Genomic DNA, 14,809 nt, shown 5'->3' with positions numbered 1-14,809 from the left:
TAGGGCGGCGGCGCGTCAGGGTCGCGTCCGGAACCGTCCGATCAGCCCTTCGCCGACCTAGCGTCCCCTGTGTCCGGCCATCCGGCCGGGCCGCGAAAGCAGGAGGAAGCATGGGCGTCTCGCACGCGAGTGGAACCCCGTCGCCGCTACCCGTCCGCCGGGCTCCGGGGGGCCCGGCCCCCGCTACCGGTCTCCCCACGCGGGCGGCTCTCCCCGGGCGGGCGGCGACCGCGTCCGGCGAGGTCGCCGGCGCCCCGTGGTCGGCGACCACGCGCGTCACGGCCGCGGGAGAGGTCACGATCGGCGGGGTGTCCCTCACCGAGATCGCCCACCGGTTCGGCACCCCCAGCTACGTGATCGACGAGACGGACGTGCGGCTGCGCTGCCGTGCCTACCGTGCCGCGCTCCCGGGTGCCGAGATCGCGTACGCGGCCAAGGCGTTCCTCTGCCGCGCGATGGCCGACTGGATGCGGGCCGAGGGGATGAGCCTCGACGTCTGCTCGGCGGGCGAGCTGGCGGTCGCCAGGTCCGTCGGGTTCCCCGCGAGGCGGATCATCATGCACGGCAACGCGAAGACCCCGGCCGAGCTGCGCAGGGCGGTGGACGAGGGCGTCGGCAGGATCGTGGTGGACAACATCGGCGAGATCAACAGGCTCGCCGCGCTCGTCCCGATCGACCGGCGCCAGAAGGTGCTGGTCCGGGTGACGCCCGACATCGAGGCGGGCGCCCACCCCAAGATCCGTACCGCGGGCGAGGACCAGAAGTTCGGCCTGTCCATCGTGAGCGGCGCCGCGGGCGACGCCGTGGCCAGGGTCCTGCACCAGCCCCGGCTGGAACTGGCCGGGCTGCACTGCCACCTGGGCTCGCAGATCGACGACGTCGAGCCGTACGAGCGGGCGGCCCGGATCCTGGTCGGCGAGATGGCCCGGATCCGCGACACCCACGGCGTGACCCTGCCCGAGCTCGACCTGGGCGGCGGGCACGGCATCGCCTACCTGCCGGGCGTGGAGGGGCTCAGTGCGGAACGCTTCGCGGACGCGGTCGTCACCGCGATCATGGAACGGGCCGCCGGGGTCGGCCTGCCGGTGCCCCGGCTCATCGTGGAACCGGGCCGGGCGATCGCCGGCGCCGCCGGGACCACGCTCTACCGTGTCGTCGCGATCAAGCGCGGGGGCTCGCGGACGTTCGTCGCCGTCGACGGCGGGATGAGCGACAACCCCCGCCCCGCCCTGTACGGGGCGCGCTACACCGTACGGCTCGCCGGGCGCGTCTCCCGCGAGGGGCCGCGCTCGTTCACGGTCGTCGGGCACCACTGCGAGACGGGCGACACGATCGCGGAGGACGTGCCGCTCCCCGCCGACCTGCGTCCGGGCGACCTCATCGCACTGGCGGCCACCGGGGCCTACCACCACTCGATGGCCTCGACCTACAACCTCATGGGCCGGCCCCCGGTCGTCGCCGTGCGCGACGGCCGGGCGAGGCTGCTCGTCCGCAGGGAGATGGAACAGGACCTGCTGCGCCGGGACGTGGGCCTGTAGAAGGCCTGCGGTGGGTGGGGAACGACGCAAATGAGCGTAGGGAAAGGGTGAAGAAAACATATCGACATTGGCCCGCGGGCGTTTCCGGGGGTTTCATGGAGGGGCGGAGATCTGCCCTCGGCAAATGTCTGCTTCGCAACAGATATCGGTTTCGCGAAAGGGGTGGTCGCGGTGTTCGGCGCCGAACCGGTGGGATTCTCGCTCGCCGGAGGGTTCGTCACCGTCGTCGCCGCGGTCGCGACCGCCTCGCTGCTCCTCACCCCGGCGGAGGTCACCGGCCGCGTGCTGATCGTGGCGATCGCCGTGTGCGCCTACTCCGTCTGCGGCGTCCGCGCCGGGGTCGCGCTGGCGACGGCCGTCATGGCGTGGTTCTTCGGTACCGGATTCCTGGTCAACGGTGTCGGGGAGCTCACCTTCGGCAGGCCGGACCTGCTTCGCCTCGGCCTGCTCGTCGTCGTCGCGCTGGGCGCGAACGCGTGCGCCGCCGCGTACCGGGCGGTCGCCGCCAGGCGCAGGCTCCGTGTCACGCTGGCCGGAGAGGACCCCTCGCGGCTGGTCCTCGTCCGGAACTGACGCGCACCACACGGTCCAAGGGCTGTGTGATCCGGATGATCCGTGGACGTTCTCCGGACGGGTTCCCCTGCCGTGCCCGGCTGGCGCCGAGCACGGCATTCTCTGCTGTCCGGGCTGTCCGGGCTGTCCGGGCTGTCCGGGCTGTCCGGGCTGTCCGGGCTGTCCGGGCTGTCCGGGCTGTCCGGTCAGGCTCCGCGGGAGTTTAGACCGGCGGTGTCTCGCTGGTGAACTTGTCGCAGTTGGCGGGGTACGCGGGAGGCCCGAGAGGCGTTCCCGGAGCGTAGAAGCCCCCTGTTACCGGAGCCGGGCGGCCGAGGAGGCACTTCGTCCAGGAGACCTGGCCGGCCGAGCTCTGAACCGTGAGGTGAAGATACGGAAGGGCGCCGTCCTGAAGGACCGTCGCCGCGACGTCCACCGCGTCGATGGGATGGCCGGGGACCGTCGAAAGGTCGTGCCAGCGTGGACTCGTTCGCGGGTCGCGGATCCGTGCCGTCCCGTCGCCCCGGACCGACGCGGTGATCGGTTCGAGAAGCAGGTACGCCACGGACACGGCGGACGTCGGCGCCGCGGGGCCCGCGGGTCCTACGGGCCCCGCCGGACCGGGCGCGCCAGGCGCGCCCGCGGCTCCCGTGGCGCCGGTCGGTCCCACCGGTCCGGTGGCGCCCGGTTCGCCCGCGGGACCGACGGGTCCCGCCGCGCCGTCCGCGCCCGCGGGGCCGGGAGCACCGGTGGTTCCCGCGGGACCGGCTGGTCCCGCCGGTCCCTCCGGTCCGATCGGGCCTGCCGGTCCTTCGGGGCCGACGGCTCCCGCAGGCCCTTCCGGCCCCATCGGTCCTGTGAGCCCGTCGGCTCCCGCCGGTCCGATCGGTCCGATCGGTCCGATCGGACCGGCCGGGCCCGTGGCACCTGTGGCGCCCATGGGGCCCAGCGCGCCCGCGGGACCCGGCGCTCCCGGTGCGCCGGGGGCGCCGGTGTCACCCTTCGCCCCCGTCGCTCCCGTCGGTCCGGCCGGACCCGCCACTCCCATGGCGCCCGCCGGTCCTGCCGGTCCTTCGGGGCCCGCCGGTCCCACCAGTTCGAGTGGGCCGTCCGGAAGGCTCGTCCTGGTCGGGTCGGCTGCGTTGGCTGCGTTGGCTGCGTTGGCTGCGTTGGCTGCGTTGGCTGCGTTGGCTGCGTTAGCCGCGTTGGCCGTGCTCGCCGGGTCCGCGGACTCCGCCGACAGTCCGAGGTTCGGCGTTTTCCTTCCACTCTCGCGGTTTTCCCTGCTCTTCCCACCGGCACGGTTGTGCTTGCCGGGACGGTCACGATCACACGCGCAGTGTTTCCCCTGGCACTTGCAGTCTCCCCGCCTGAGAGGTCTCATCAGGGACGTACGCGCGTCGTCCTGTGGGCCGGTCACCATCCGAACCGGAACGGTCTTACCGCCGGTGTCCCGTGCGTCGAGGGAAATGACGCCGGTGGTGTCGGTTACGGCGTTGGCCGCCGGCTGGCAGGAAAGCGCCAGGACGGCACCGATTGCTGTTGTCGCTACGGACCAGCTTCGAGCACGTTTGCCGGAATTAATAATTTGAGCCCGTCTTCTACCGCTAGAAGTCATCGCATTCCATGTCTTTTGTGATTCCAGGGAATCGGATTGCTTGAACCGCGACGGTGGCGGCAAGCAGGAGTTACCCGATGATCGACATGGCAAAGCGCAACCTCCGTTAACGAGGTTTAAAGGGATTCGTCAACGGTGGGGATGTGTCCAGGTTGTCGAACTCCAAAACCGTGTGCTCCAGGGATCTGCTCCCCTGTGGCAATGGTCGGAATTTAGGCTTCTCGGGCGTCGCGAGAGCTTTGGTGGGATTCACCGATCGTGATCCGCGATAGGTTATGTGCGGTTTTCGCCGTTGATTCTTCGCTACGGATCCAACGCTCGCCACTGCTTCTCACGCTGTCGTGGTCGGCCGGATCCACGGCTGCCTGAGCGGTCTTTCGGTGAGCCGGAGTGAGACCACGCGAAACCCCTCCGGATCATGCCTCGACCGCTCCGGCAACGCGAGCCACCGAACCACTCACGTTGCCTTTGCGAGTTCTCGCACGTAGGGCTGGACCGAGCCCCACGTTGAGAACACCACCCTTACGCGGGTCCGATACACGAGCTGGAGACCGTCACGGTGGGCGAGAGCGCTCCGCCGTTGGCGAATGTGACGCTCCATCGGTTGCCGACCACCGACTCGGAGGCCGTCACGTCGACACCCGGGGCGCTGCCGGTCCACTCTCCGGCGATGGCGAGCGTGCCCGCCGGGCATACGCCGCCGAGAACGGTCACCGTCGTGTCGGCGGGGACGAGAGTCGGCGTCCCCGCGGAGACCTGACTGGTGACCAGGGTGCTCGGCCCCGCGGGTCCTGCGGGTCCCGTTGCGCCGTCTGCTCCTGCGGGTCCCGCTGGTCCTGCTGGGCCTGGTGCGCCGTCTGCTCCGGCAGGTCCGGTGGCGCCGGCGACTCCGGTCAAGCCGATGGGCCCTATCGCGCCGTCCGCGCCTGCTGGTCCCGTTGCGCCGTCTGCTCCGGCAGTTCCTGCTGGTCCGGCGGGTCCTGCCTCGCCGGTTGGTCCTGTTGGTCCGGCGGGTCCTGCCTCGCCGGTTGGTCCTGTTGGTCCGGCGGGTCCGGTCAGGCCGATGGGCCCGGCGGGTCCCGCTGGTCCGGTCGCGCCGTCTGCTCCGGCTGGTCCGGCGGGTCCGGTCAAGCCGATGGGCCCTATCGCGCCGTCCGCGCCTGCTGGTCCCGTTGCGCCGTCTGCTCCGGCAGTTCCTGCTGGTCCGGCGGGTCCTGCCTCGCCGGTTGGTCCTGTTGGTCCGGCGGGTCCGGTCAGGCCGATGGGCCCGGCGGGTCCCGCTGGTCCGGTCGCGCCGTCTGCTCCCGCTGGTCCCGCTGGTCCGGTCGCGCCGTCTGCTCCCGCTGGTCCCGCTGGTCCGGTCGCGCCGTCTGCTCCCGCTGGTCCCGCTGGTCCGGTCGCGCCGTCTGCTCCCGCTGGTCCCGCTGGTCCTGCTGGGCCTGGTGCGCCGTCTGCTCCGGCAGGTCCGGTGGCGCCGGCGACTCCGGTCAAGCCGATGGGCCCTATCGCGCCGTCCGCGCCTGCTGGTCCCGTTGCGCCGTCTGCGCCGTCTGCGCCGTCTGCTCCGGCAGTTCCTGCTGGTCCGGCGGGTCCTGCCTCGCCGTCTGCTCCGGCTGGTCCGGCGGGTCCGGTCAGGCCGATGGGCCCGGCGGGTCCTGCTGGTCCAGTCGCGCCGTCTGCTCCGGCGGGTCCCGCTGGTCCGGTCGCGCCGTCTGCTCCGGCGGGCCCTGTCGCGCCGTCGGTGCCGTCCGCACCGGCAGGCCCTGTGGGGCCCGCAGGCCCGGCTGGACCTGCGGGGCCGCGCAGCCCGATTCCCGGTAGCCCGTCCTCACCGTCACGGCCGTCACGGCCGTCACGACAGCAGCAGCGCCCTCTCCCGCACTTGCATCTCTTCCGCTTGGTGGCTCCCGTCGCATGGATACGTGAACGGTTGCACCTTCCGGTCGCCTCGCGAACAGGCGCGGTCTCGGCGCCGATGATCCTCGTCTTGAGGAAAGGGATTCCTGTGATGCCGCTGACGGCGTCAGCCGGAGTCTGGCAGGAAAACGCCAGAATAGCGCCGATCGTTGTCGCGACCGGCCAGTTTCGGGCACGCTTGCCGGGATTGATAATTTGAGCCCGTATTCTACCGCTAGAAGTCATCGCATTCCATGTCTTTTGTGATTCATGGGAGTTGGATTGCTTGAACCGCGATAGTGGCGGCAAGCAGGAGTTACCCGATGATCGACACGGCGAAGCGCAATCCCCGTTAACAAGGGTTAAACGGATTCGTCAATTAGGGGAATATGTCCAAATTACTTGATTTTCCTGCTGCATGTTCTCCGTGAGTGGTCGTCCTCCGGATTCACGCATTTGAGATAAGGGCTGTTTATTGCTCGCCGGGATTCTTTTTGGTGATTACTCGAATAATTGCCCACATGAGGACTATGTGGTTTTCGATGCGTCATTCGATGCCTTCGGGCGCTCTCGCACCATCGGAACCGAACCGGTCGGCCGCCGTGTGCTCCGGCCGTACTCCCGGCTAGCTGGACTCCCGCACCACGAGCTGGGTCGGGAGGATCACCGGGGGCGCGGGATCGCCTCTCAGCAGGCCGAGCAGCAGGCGGGCCGAGGCGGCGGCCTGCTCGCCCATGGGGCTGCGCACCGTGGTGAGCGGGGGATCGGTGTAGAGGGCCGCCTCGATGTCGTCGTACCCCACCACCGCCACGTCGTCGGGCACCCGCCGGCCCGCCCGGCGCAGCGCCCGCATGGCGCCGATCGCCATCAGGTCGTTGGCGGCGAACACCGCGTCCAGCGCGGGGTCGTCCTCGAGCAGCTGCGCCATGGCCTCGGCCCCGGAGATCCGGGTGAAGTCGCCGATGGCCACGATCGAGCGCCGTCCGGTCTCGCTCAGGACCTCGCGGTAGGCGCCGATCCTGTCCTGGGCGGCGGACATGTCCAGCGGGCCGGAGATCGTGGCGATCCGGCGCCGTCCCCGCTCCAGGAGGTGCCGTACCGCCTGGGCGGCACCGCCGGTGTTGTCATTGTCGACCCACGGCACGTCCAGCCGGAAGGCGGGCCTGCCGTGGGAGACGAGGGGGACGCCCGTGGCGGCCAGTGCCGCGGGCAGGGGGTCGGCGCCGTGCATCGACACGAGCATGACCCCGTCCACGTGGCGGGCGGCCACGAACTGCCGGGCCCGCACGCGGGCGTCGTCGGAACCGGCGAGCATGAGCACGACCTGCTTGCCGGCGGCCTCGAACTCGCGGCTGGCCGCGCGCACGACGGTGGAGAACATCGGGTCGTCGGAGACGAGCCCGGACGAGGGGTCGGAGACGATCACCGCGATGGAGTCGGTGCGCCGGGTCACCAGGCTGCGCGCCGCGGGGTTGGGGACGTAGCCCAGGTCGTTCACCGCCCGCATGACGAGGTCGCGGATGTCGGAGGCGACCGTCGGCTCGCCGTTCACCACCCTGGAGACCGTCGACTTGGACACGCCGGCCCGGGTGGCGACAGCCTCCAGGGTGGGTCGTCTCATGTGGTTCTCCCGCAGTTCGTACCGCCCGCTGACCGGTGGTGCCTGAACGTGCGGTCCCACCCTTTCCCAAGCTTAGTCGATGATCATGAAGAGAGCGCTCCCTCACAAAGGGTGACCGGAAGGTGGATTTCTGTCAATGTCCAGAACGCGGCCGGATTTCCCCTCGCGGCGGTCGGTAAGGGAAATCCGGGAAAGCGCTCCCTGGGAAGGATCTTCTTAGTCCCAGTTCACAGCCGTTTGTAACGATGCAAGCCATTATCCGGGAGCGCTCCCCGAAGTGTTCGGTTGATTGCCGGATCATGTGTAGCCCGTTTCATCCTGGTTAAACGGACACTTGACAGCCCCTGTCGAGCGAGAGCAATCTCTGGGTGAGAGAGCGCTCCCCGACTCGTTACCGGTACGCACCCCCCATCCCCGAGGAGACGCGATGCCCTCGTCCCGAAGTCCCGGCCGCCGCATGGCCCTGCTGATAGCCGCGGCCGTCACCCTCGTCACGTCCTGTCTCGCGATCATGCCCGCGACGGCCGCCGACGCCCTCATCTCCCAGGGCAAGACGGCGACCGCCTCGTCCTCGGAGAGCAGCGTGGCCTTCCCGGCGTCCGCGGCCGTGGACGGCAACGCGGGCACCCGCTGGTCCAGCGCGTTCAGCGACCCGCAGTGGATCCAGGTCGACCTCGGCGCCGGCGCGACCATCACGCAGGTGACGCTGAACTGGGAGGCCGCCTACGGCAGGGCCTTCCAGATCCAGACCTCGCCCAACGGCACCACCTGGACGCCGATCCACTCCACGACCACCGCCACCGGCGGCAGCCAGACGCTGGCCGTCAGCGGCACCGGCCGCTACGTGCGCGTGTACGGCACCCAGCGCGCCACCCAGTACGGCTACTCGCTGTGGGAGTTCCAGGTCTACGGGACCATCGGGGGCACCAACCCCACCCCGACCCCGACCCCCACACCCGACCCCGACCCCGGCGCGCTCAAGCTGCTGTCCTACGGCAGGCCCGGCGCGGCCTCCACCTCCCAGAGCGACGGCAACTGCTGGGAGTGCACCCCGGCCAGGGCGTTCGACCGCGACCCCGCCTCCCGCTGGGCGACCAGCTCCACCACCGGCTGGGTCGACCCGGGCTGGATCTCCGTCGACCTCGGCGCCACCGCGCAGATCAAGCAGGTCGTCCTGCAGTGGGACCCGGCCTACGCCAGGGCGTTCCAGATCCAGGTCTCGGACAACAACACCACCTGGACGCCGATCTACTCCACGACCACCGGCACCGGCTTCAAGCAGACGCTGACCGTCAACGGCACCGGCCGCTACGTGCGCATGTACGGCACCCAGCGCGCCACCCCGTACGGCTACTCGCTGTGGGAGTTCCAGGTCTGGGGCACCGGCGGCGCCCCGATCACGCCGCCGCCGCTCCCGCAGGACCCGGCCAACCCGCCGACGACGCTCGTCTGGAGCGACGAGTTCAACGGCGGCGCGGGCACCAGGCCCGACTCGGCCAAGTGGACCCAGGACCCGGGAACCGGCCCGAACAACGAGCTTGAGTACTACAAGCCCGAGAACACCGCGATGGACGGCAACGGCAACCTCGTCATCACGGCGCGTCAGGAGACCACCGCGGGATCGTCCTGCCCCGGCGGACCCTGCCAGTACACCTCCGGCCGCATCAACACCGGCGGCAAGTTCACCTTCACCTACGGCAAGGTCGAGGCCCGCGTCAAGGTCCCGAAGGGCAACGGCCTGTGGCCGGCGTTCTGGATGATGGGCGCCGACTTCCTCACCGGCAGGCCCTGGCCGTACAACGGGGAGATCGACATCCTCGAGGTGCTCGGCAAGGACGTCAAGACCTCCTACTCGACCATCCACGCCCCCGCCTACAACGGCGGCGGCGGCATCGGCTCCCCCTACACGCTGCCCAACGGCGCGGACTTCTCCGACGACTTCCACGTCTGGGCCGCCACCTGGGACAGCAAGGGCATCGTCTACACCCTGGACGGCCGGACGGTCCTGACCCTCAGCAAGGCGCAGGTCGAGGCGACGCGGGGGCCGTGGGTCTTCGACCACCCGTTCTACATCATCCTCAACCTCGCGGTGGGCGGCGACTGGCCCGGCCCGCCGGACGCCGGCACCGGCTTCCCCAAGCAGATGCTCGTCGACTACGTGCGCGTCTACAAGTAACCCCCTCCGCTCCGGCACGGCTCACCCGAGCCGTGCCGGAGCCCTCCAGAACCGGAGCCCTCCAAAAACCGGAACCCCAGAACCGGAGCCCCCTAGAACCGGAGCCTCTACGGCCGGAGTCCCCCCGAAAAGGAGTCCATCCATGCACCCGGCACTCTCCCCAGCCCGCCTACGACGCCGGTTACGCCCGCTGACCCTGGTGACCGCGATAGTGGCGCTCCTGGGTACGTCCCTCGTCATCCACACCACCCAGGCAAGCGCGACCTCAAAGGCCCAGGCGGGGAGCTCGTCCGCCGCGGTCGTACGGGTGGCGGAGTTCCTCGCCGACTGCCCGTTCAGCCACCGGCTGCCCGACGACCCGATCATCTTCCCGAACATGCCCGGCGCGTCGCACATGCACAGCTTCTTCGGCAGCACCACCACCAACGCCAACACGACGCTGGCGTCCCTGCAGAGCTCCCCCACCAACTGCAACCCGCGCACCGACCTGTCGTCGTACTGGGTGCCGACCCTCTACAACGGCAACACCCCGGTGGAGCCGACCATCACCACGTTCTACTACCTGGGTGAGGGCGTGCGCGACGACATCGTCGCCCGGACCCAGCCGCTCCCGCTGGGCCTGCGGATCGTCGCGGGCAACGCCAAGGCGACCACCCCCAACGACCCGACCAGCAACGCCCGCTGGTCGTGCCTGCACGCCGGTCACGTCCCGCCGTCCAAGGACTTCGTGACCTGCCCGGCGGGGACCATGATGGAGTCCTACCTGGACTTCCCGCAGTGCTGGGACGGCCGGAACCTGGACTCGGCCGACCACAAGAGCCACATGGCCTACCCGGTCAACCAGGCCTGCCCGGCCTCGCACCCGGTGCCGGTGCCGAAGCTGCGCCAGGTGCTGCGCTACCCGGTGAACGGGAACCCGGCCAACTTCCGGCTGGCGTCGGGTCGCGGATACACGATGCACGGGGACTTCTTCAACGCCTGGCCGGTGGCCGAGATGGAGCGTCGCGTGCGTGACTGCATCCGCCCGGTCATCAAGTGCGGCGCGGACGGCACCCCGTCCTGACGCCGGACCGCCGGATTCGCGTCCCGCCTTGACGGCGGTTCGCCGGATCCGCGTCCCGCCCTGACGGCGGTGCGCGGCCCGGCGTCTCGTTCCGACGGCACCGGTGCGGGGGACGCCGACCCCCGCACCGACCCCCGTGCCGTCCCCGGCGGCGGGACCCGGAACATCGGGTCCCGCCGCCGGCGGGTGTCGCGGGGAGCTCGAAGTGGAAGCCGGCAGCTTGGGAAAGGGGAGACCTGAAAGGGAGAGTGCGGAAGAAGGGGTTCGGAGAGAGGAGTCCGAGGAGGACGCCCGAACACGCCTACTGGGTGGTTTCGCCCTCGCCCGCCTCGGCCTGCGCGTCCTGCTCGGCGAGCGTGCCGCACTTGAAGCCCGGCTCCCGCTCGGGCTGGAGCTGGATGCTGCTGAGGTTCGTGGTCTCGATCGGGCGGCGGAAGGTGTCCAGCTTGTCGCAGTCGTAGAAGACGTACGTGCCCTCGCTCTCGCCGAGCAGCATCATCCACCGGCCCTCGTAGAGGGGCTTGTCGTCCTCGGCGTTCCTGATGACGGTCCACTGGTCCTGGAACCCGACGAACGGGAGGAGCATGTTGGCCTCTCCCGTCTCCTGGACCTTGGACGCTCCCAGCATCATCTGCAGGATCAGCAGGAACCCCAGGCCGATGCCCGTGAGGGCGCCGATGAGCACCTTCATGCCGGTGCGGCCGACGGGCTTGCGGCGCAGCAGCCGGAACGGCACCAGGAACGTCAGCACGCCCAGCCCCACCGCCACGACGACCATGATGGCGATGTCGAGATCGCCGAAGAGGTTCAGCACGCCCCAGTAGGTCGCGCCGCACCACAGCGCGGCGACCAGGGCGGCGATCCAGGGACGTTGCCGTACGGCCGTCGTGGCCCTGCCGACCGCGCCGAAGGTCACCTTGTCGAGCAGCCAGCCGAGCCCGACGACGAGGCCGAGAAGCGGCAGGACGATCAGCAGGAGCAGGACCAGCGTGCCCATCAACCGGCCGAGCAGGACGGACTGGTCGATGCCCGCCTGCTGCGGGCTGATGTTGAAGATCCCGTACATCTGCTCGACGCCGATGTAGAGGACGGCGTAGAGCGCGACGCCGATCGGGACGATGACCGAGCCGATGCGTTCGATCATCGCCAGGACGCCGGTGTTCTCCTCCTCCGCGGGAGGTTCTTCCCGTGCGAGGGGTTCGGCGGGGGGCGCCGGGGGAACATACCTCTGTTGCTCTGAAATATCCTGACTTGTCACGAAGGACGATGTTAAGACATGACGGTTGACGTCATGTTGATTGCACATAAACGTGCAGATTTACTCATTCAGCTGGGGAGAAGCCCGAGGGGCGGCTCCGTCCCCGGAAGCGTCGCCGCAGACCCTTCCGTCCGCCTGGCCTGTCCCCGACCCCCGTGTCCAGGGAGCCGGAGTCTTCCCGATAACACCCGTGATGTCCTCCTGATCTGTGAAAAGTAACTATAAGTTTTTGCTGCGCAACCCAAAGTGATCGGGCTAACCTGCCTACCGGCACAGGCTGAAGGCGGCGAGAACGGCGAGGTCGAGGACATGGTGACGGAAGGCGCGGTGGCCATGGTCACCGGTGCGGCACAGGGCATCGGCGAGGCGGTGGCGCGAGCCCTGGCCGCGACGGGCACGCGCGTCGCCGCGCTCGACGTGAACGCCGAGCGGGTGGGGCGCGTCGCCGCCGAGCTCGGCGGCGCGGTCGCCTATCCCTGCCAGGTCACCGACAGCGCCGCCGTCGACGACGTGGTCGCACGGGTCGAGGCCGACCTCGGCCCGATCGGGCTGCTCGTCAACGTCGCCGGAGTGCTCTGCTCAGGACCGGCCGTCTCCATCAGCGACGACGACTGGGCCCGCACCTTCGCCGTCAACACCGGCGGGGTCTTCCACCTGTCCCGCGCGGTCGCCCGCCGGATGATCCCCCGCAGATCCGGGGCGATCGTCACCGTGGGCTCCAACGCCGCGGGCGTGCCCCGGACGAACATGTCGGCCTACGCCGCCTCCAAGGCCGCCGCCGCGCAGTTCACCAAGTGCCTCGGCCTGGAGCTGGCACCGTACGGCATCCGCTGCAACGTGGTGTCGCCCGGTTCCACCGACACTCCCATGCAGCGTGCCCTGTGGGCCGGCGACCACGACGCCCGGACGGCCATCGACGGATCCTTGGCCACGTTCCGGGTGGGCATCCCCCTCGGCAGGCTGGCCGACCCCGCCGACATCGCCGACGCGGTCCTCTTCCTGGCCTCCGACCGCGCCAGGCACATCACCATGCAGGACCTGTACGTCGACGGGGGCGCCACGCTCCGGTCGTAGTGCCCGCACCCTCCCACCATTCCTGGATCCCTCCCGACAGGAGACCTCTTCGCCATGCCGTCGAACGACGTCCTCACCATGTCTCGAATGCCCGACCTCCTGGGCGACTACGAGCCCGGAACCTTCTTCTTCACCTCGCCGACCCGGACCCTGCTCGCCAGGGGGGTGCTCCAGGAGGTTCCCGGGTCCGGGACGACGAGCCTGCAGGGGCGCGTCGCCTCCGCCCTGCGCGACGCGCTGGACTCCGATCACCCCAACCCCGTCGTGGTGGGCGCGATCCCCTTCCGCGACGACCGTCCCGCGCGCCTGCTGGTACCCGCCGCCGTCTGCTGGACGAGCCCGCCGACCGGCCCCTCCGCCCCTCCCGAGCGGATCACCGGGACGTTCACCGGCTTCGGCCCGGTCTCCGATCCCGGCGACTACGTGCGCGGCGTGGAGAAGGCGCTGGCCAAGCTGACCGCCGGGGAACTCAAGAAGATCGTGCTCGCCCGCACCATGGACGTCACCCTGGGCGCCCCCGTCGACGTCGGCCGCGTCCTGCGCAACCTCGTGCGACGCGACCCGCAGGCCTACGGCTACGCGGTCGACCTGCCGTCGAGCAGCGACACCGCCCGCACCCTCCTGGGGGCCAGCCCCGAGTTGCTCGTCTCCCGCTCGGGCCGCCGGGTCACGACGAACCCGCTCGCGGGGTCCGCGCCCCGCCACCCGGATCCCGTCGTCGACCGCGAACGGGCACGTGCCCTGCTCGGCTCGGACAAGGACCTCCGCGAGCACGCCCTGGTGATCGAGAGCATCGTGGAGGCACTGCGCCCGTACTGCCGCAGGCTGTCGGTTCCCGCCGGGCCCTCGCCGCTGTCCACCGCCTCCATGTGGCACCTGTCGACCCGGATCACCGGCGTGCTGGACGACCCGTCGGTCACGTCGCTGGAACTGGCCACGGTGCTGCACCCCACCCCCGCCGTCTGCGGTACGCCCGCGAGCGCCGCGCGCGAGGCCATCGAGGAGATCGAGTCGTTCGATCGCGGCCTGTACGCGGGCCTGGTCGGGTGGGGCGACGCGACGGGCGACGGCGAGTGGGTCGTGACCATCCGCTGCGCCGAGGTCGCCGACCACACCCTCAGGCTGTTCGCGGGCGCGGGGATCGTCGCGGGATCGGTGCCGGAGACCGAGCTCGCCGAGACCACCGCCAAGTTCCAGACCATGCTCCGTGCCGTAGGCCTGGACCAGGACCGCTGACCCCGCCGGCGCGGGGGACGCCGCGCCGCCGCTGGGAACGGCCCGCCGCCGCGGGAAAGATCCGCCATCACAGGATCCGTCATCACAGGAAAGGAGACAGTGCCCGTGGCCCTTCCCCCGATCGCCTCCTACCCGCTGCCGGGGGAGGACGATCTTCCCGAGAACCGGGTGAGCTGGCGCCCCGATCCGCGCCGCGCCGTCCTGCTGGTCCACGACATGCAGAACTACTTCCTCGCCCCCTTCGCCGCCGAGGTCTCGCCGCTGACCGGTCTCATCGCCAACATCGGCCTCCTGCGCGACGCCTGCGCCGCCCTGGGGGTTCCCGTCGTCTACTCGGCGCAGCCCGGAGGCCAGAGCGAGCGCGAGCGCGGCCTCCTCCTGGACTTCTGGGGCCCGGGGATCCCCGGCCTCCGGGAGAGCGAGATCGTCGCGAGCCTTTCTCCCGCCGAGCACGACATCCTGCTCACCAAGTGGCGTTACAGCGCCTTCTGCAGGACCGACCTGCGCGCCCGGATGGAGGCCATGGGACGCGACCAGCTCATCGTCTGCGGTGTCTACGCGCACATCGGCTGTCTCATGACCGTGTGCGACGCCTTCATGCAGGACCTCCAGCCGTTCCTCGTCGCCGACGCCGTCGCCGACTTCTCCCGGGAACACCACACCATGGCCCTGACGTACGCCGCACAGCGCTGCGCGGTCACGGTCGTCACCCGGGCTCTGCTGCGAGGCTGGGAGTTCGCGTCGCCGCCCGCCGAGGTGGTCGGCGGCGTGTAGCGG

The 14,809-nt window shown here is 70.3% G+C and carries 9 protein-coding genes; 7 read left to right on the top strand and 2 right to left on the bottom strand.

Annotated elements, in window-relative coordinates; all coding sequences use genetic code 11:
* Positions 1-110: 110 nt before the first annotated feature.
* Complete coding sequence (lysA, locus tag AC5L38_RS09515; RefSeq protein ID WP_495242373.1) at positions 111-1,538, top strand: diaminopimelate decarboxylase; 1,428 nt, start codon at positions 111-113, stop codon at positions 1,536-1,538.
* A 171-nt stretch (positions 1,539-1,709) separates the two neighbouring features.
* The gene (locus tag AC5L38_RS09510) at positions 1,710-2,111 is read left to right on the top strand and encodes a hypothetical protein (protein WP_495242372.1); all 402 of its coding nucleotides are present in this window, start codon (positions 1,710-1,712) and stop codon (positions 2,109-2,111) included.
* Between the two features lie 4,118 nt (positions 2,112-6,229).
* On the opposite strand, the gene AC5L38_RS09505 is transcribed toward AC5L38_RS09510, so the two are convergent.
* A complete protein-coding gene (locus AC5L38_RS09505) occupies positions 6,230-7,225 on the bottom strand; it encodes a LacI family DNA-binding transcriptional regulator (protein WP_495242371.1) in 996 nt (331 codons plus the stop codon).
* Positions 7,226-7,652: 427 nt separating this feature from the next.
* Here AC5L38_RS09505 and AC5L38_RS09500 point away from each other — a divergent pair, with 427 nt between their 5' ends.
* Positions 7,653-9,401, top strand: a complete 1,749-nt coding sequence (locus AC5L38_RS09500; RefSeq protein ID WP_495242370.1) for a discoidin domain-containing protein — start codon at positions 7,653-7,655, stop codon at positions 9,399-9,401.
* Positions 9,402-9,543: 142 nt separating this feature from the next.
* Positions 9,544-10,464 (top strand): DUF1996 domain-containing protein, encoded by a 921-nt coding sequence (locus AC5L38_RS09495; protein ID WP_495242369.1) that lies wholly within the window; start codon positions 9,544-9,546, stop codon positions 10,462-10,464.
* Between the two features lie 301 nt (positions 10,465-10,765).
* Here the strand turns inward: AC5L38_RS09495 and AC5L38_RS09490 are convergent, their stop codons facing one another.
* Positions 10,766-11,608: a hypothetical protein gene (locus tag AC5L38_RS09490; protein ID WP_495242368.1), complete on the bottom strand. Its 843-nt coding sequence runs from the start codon at positions 11,606-11,608 to the stop codon at positions 10,766-10,768.
* Positions 11,609-12,031: 423 nt separating this feature from the next.
* On the opposite strand from AC5L38_RS09490, the gene AC5L38_RS09485 reads away from it, so the two are divergent.
* The 3 genes from AC5L38_RS09485 to AC5L38_RS09475 all read left to right on the top strand — a co-directional run bounded on the left by AC5L38_RS09485 (position 12,032) and on the right by AC5L38_RS09475 (position 14,806).
* Complete coding sequence (locus AC5L38_RS09485; protein ID WP_495242367.1) at positions 12,032-12,796, top strand: 2,3-dihydro-2,3-dihydroxybenzoate dehydrogenase; 765 nt, start codon at positions 12,032-12,034, stop codon at positions 12,794-12,796.
* Between the two features lie 87 nt (positions 12,797-12,883).
* Positions 12,884-14,032, top strand: coding sequence for an isochorismate synthase DhbC (dhbC, locus tag AC5L38_RS09480; protein WP_495242366.1), 1,149 nt, complete (start codon positions 12,884-12,886; stop codon positions 14,030-14,032).
* 105 nt (positions 14,033-14,137) lie between these two features.
* The gene (locus AC5L38_RS09475) at positions 14,138-14,806 is read left to right on the top strand and encodes an isochorismatase family protein (RefSeq protein ID WP_495242365.1); all 669 of its coding nucleotides are present in this window, start codon (positions 14,138-14,140) and stop codon (positions 14,804-14,806) included.
* Positions 14,807-14,809: the final 3 nt, after the last annotated feature.

This window comes from Streptosporangium nanhuense, from assembly GCF_059358815.1.
Note: the sequence above shows the minus strand (reverse complement) of the source record. Positions and strands in the feature narration are given on the sequence as shown.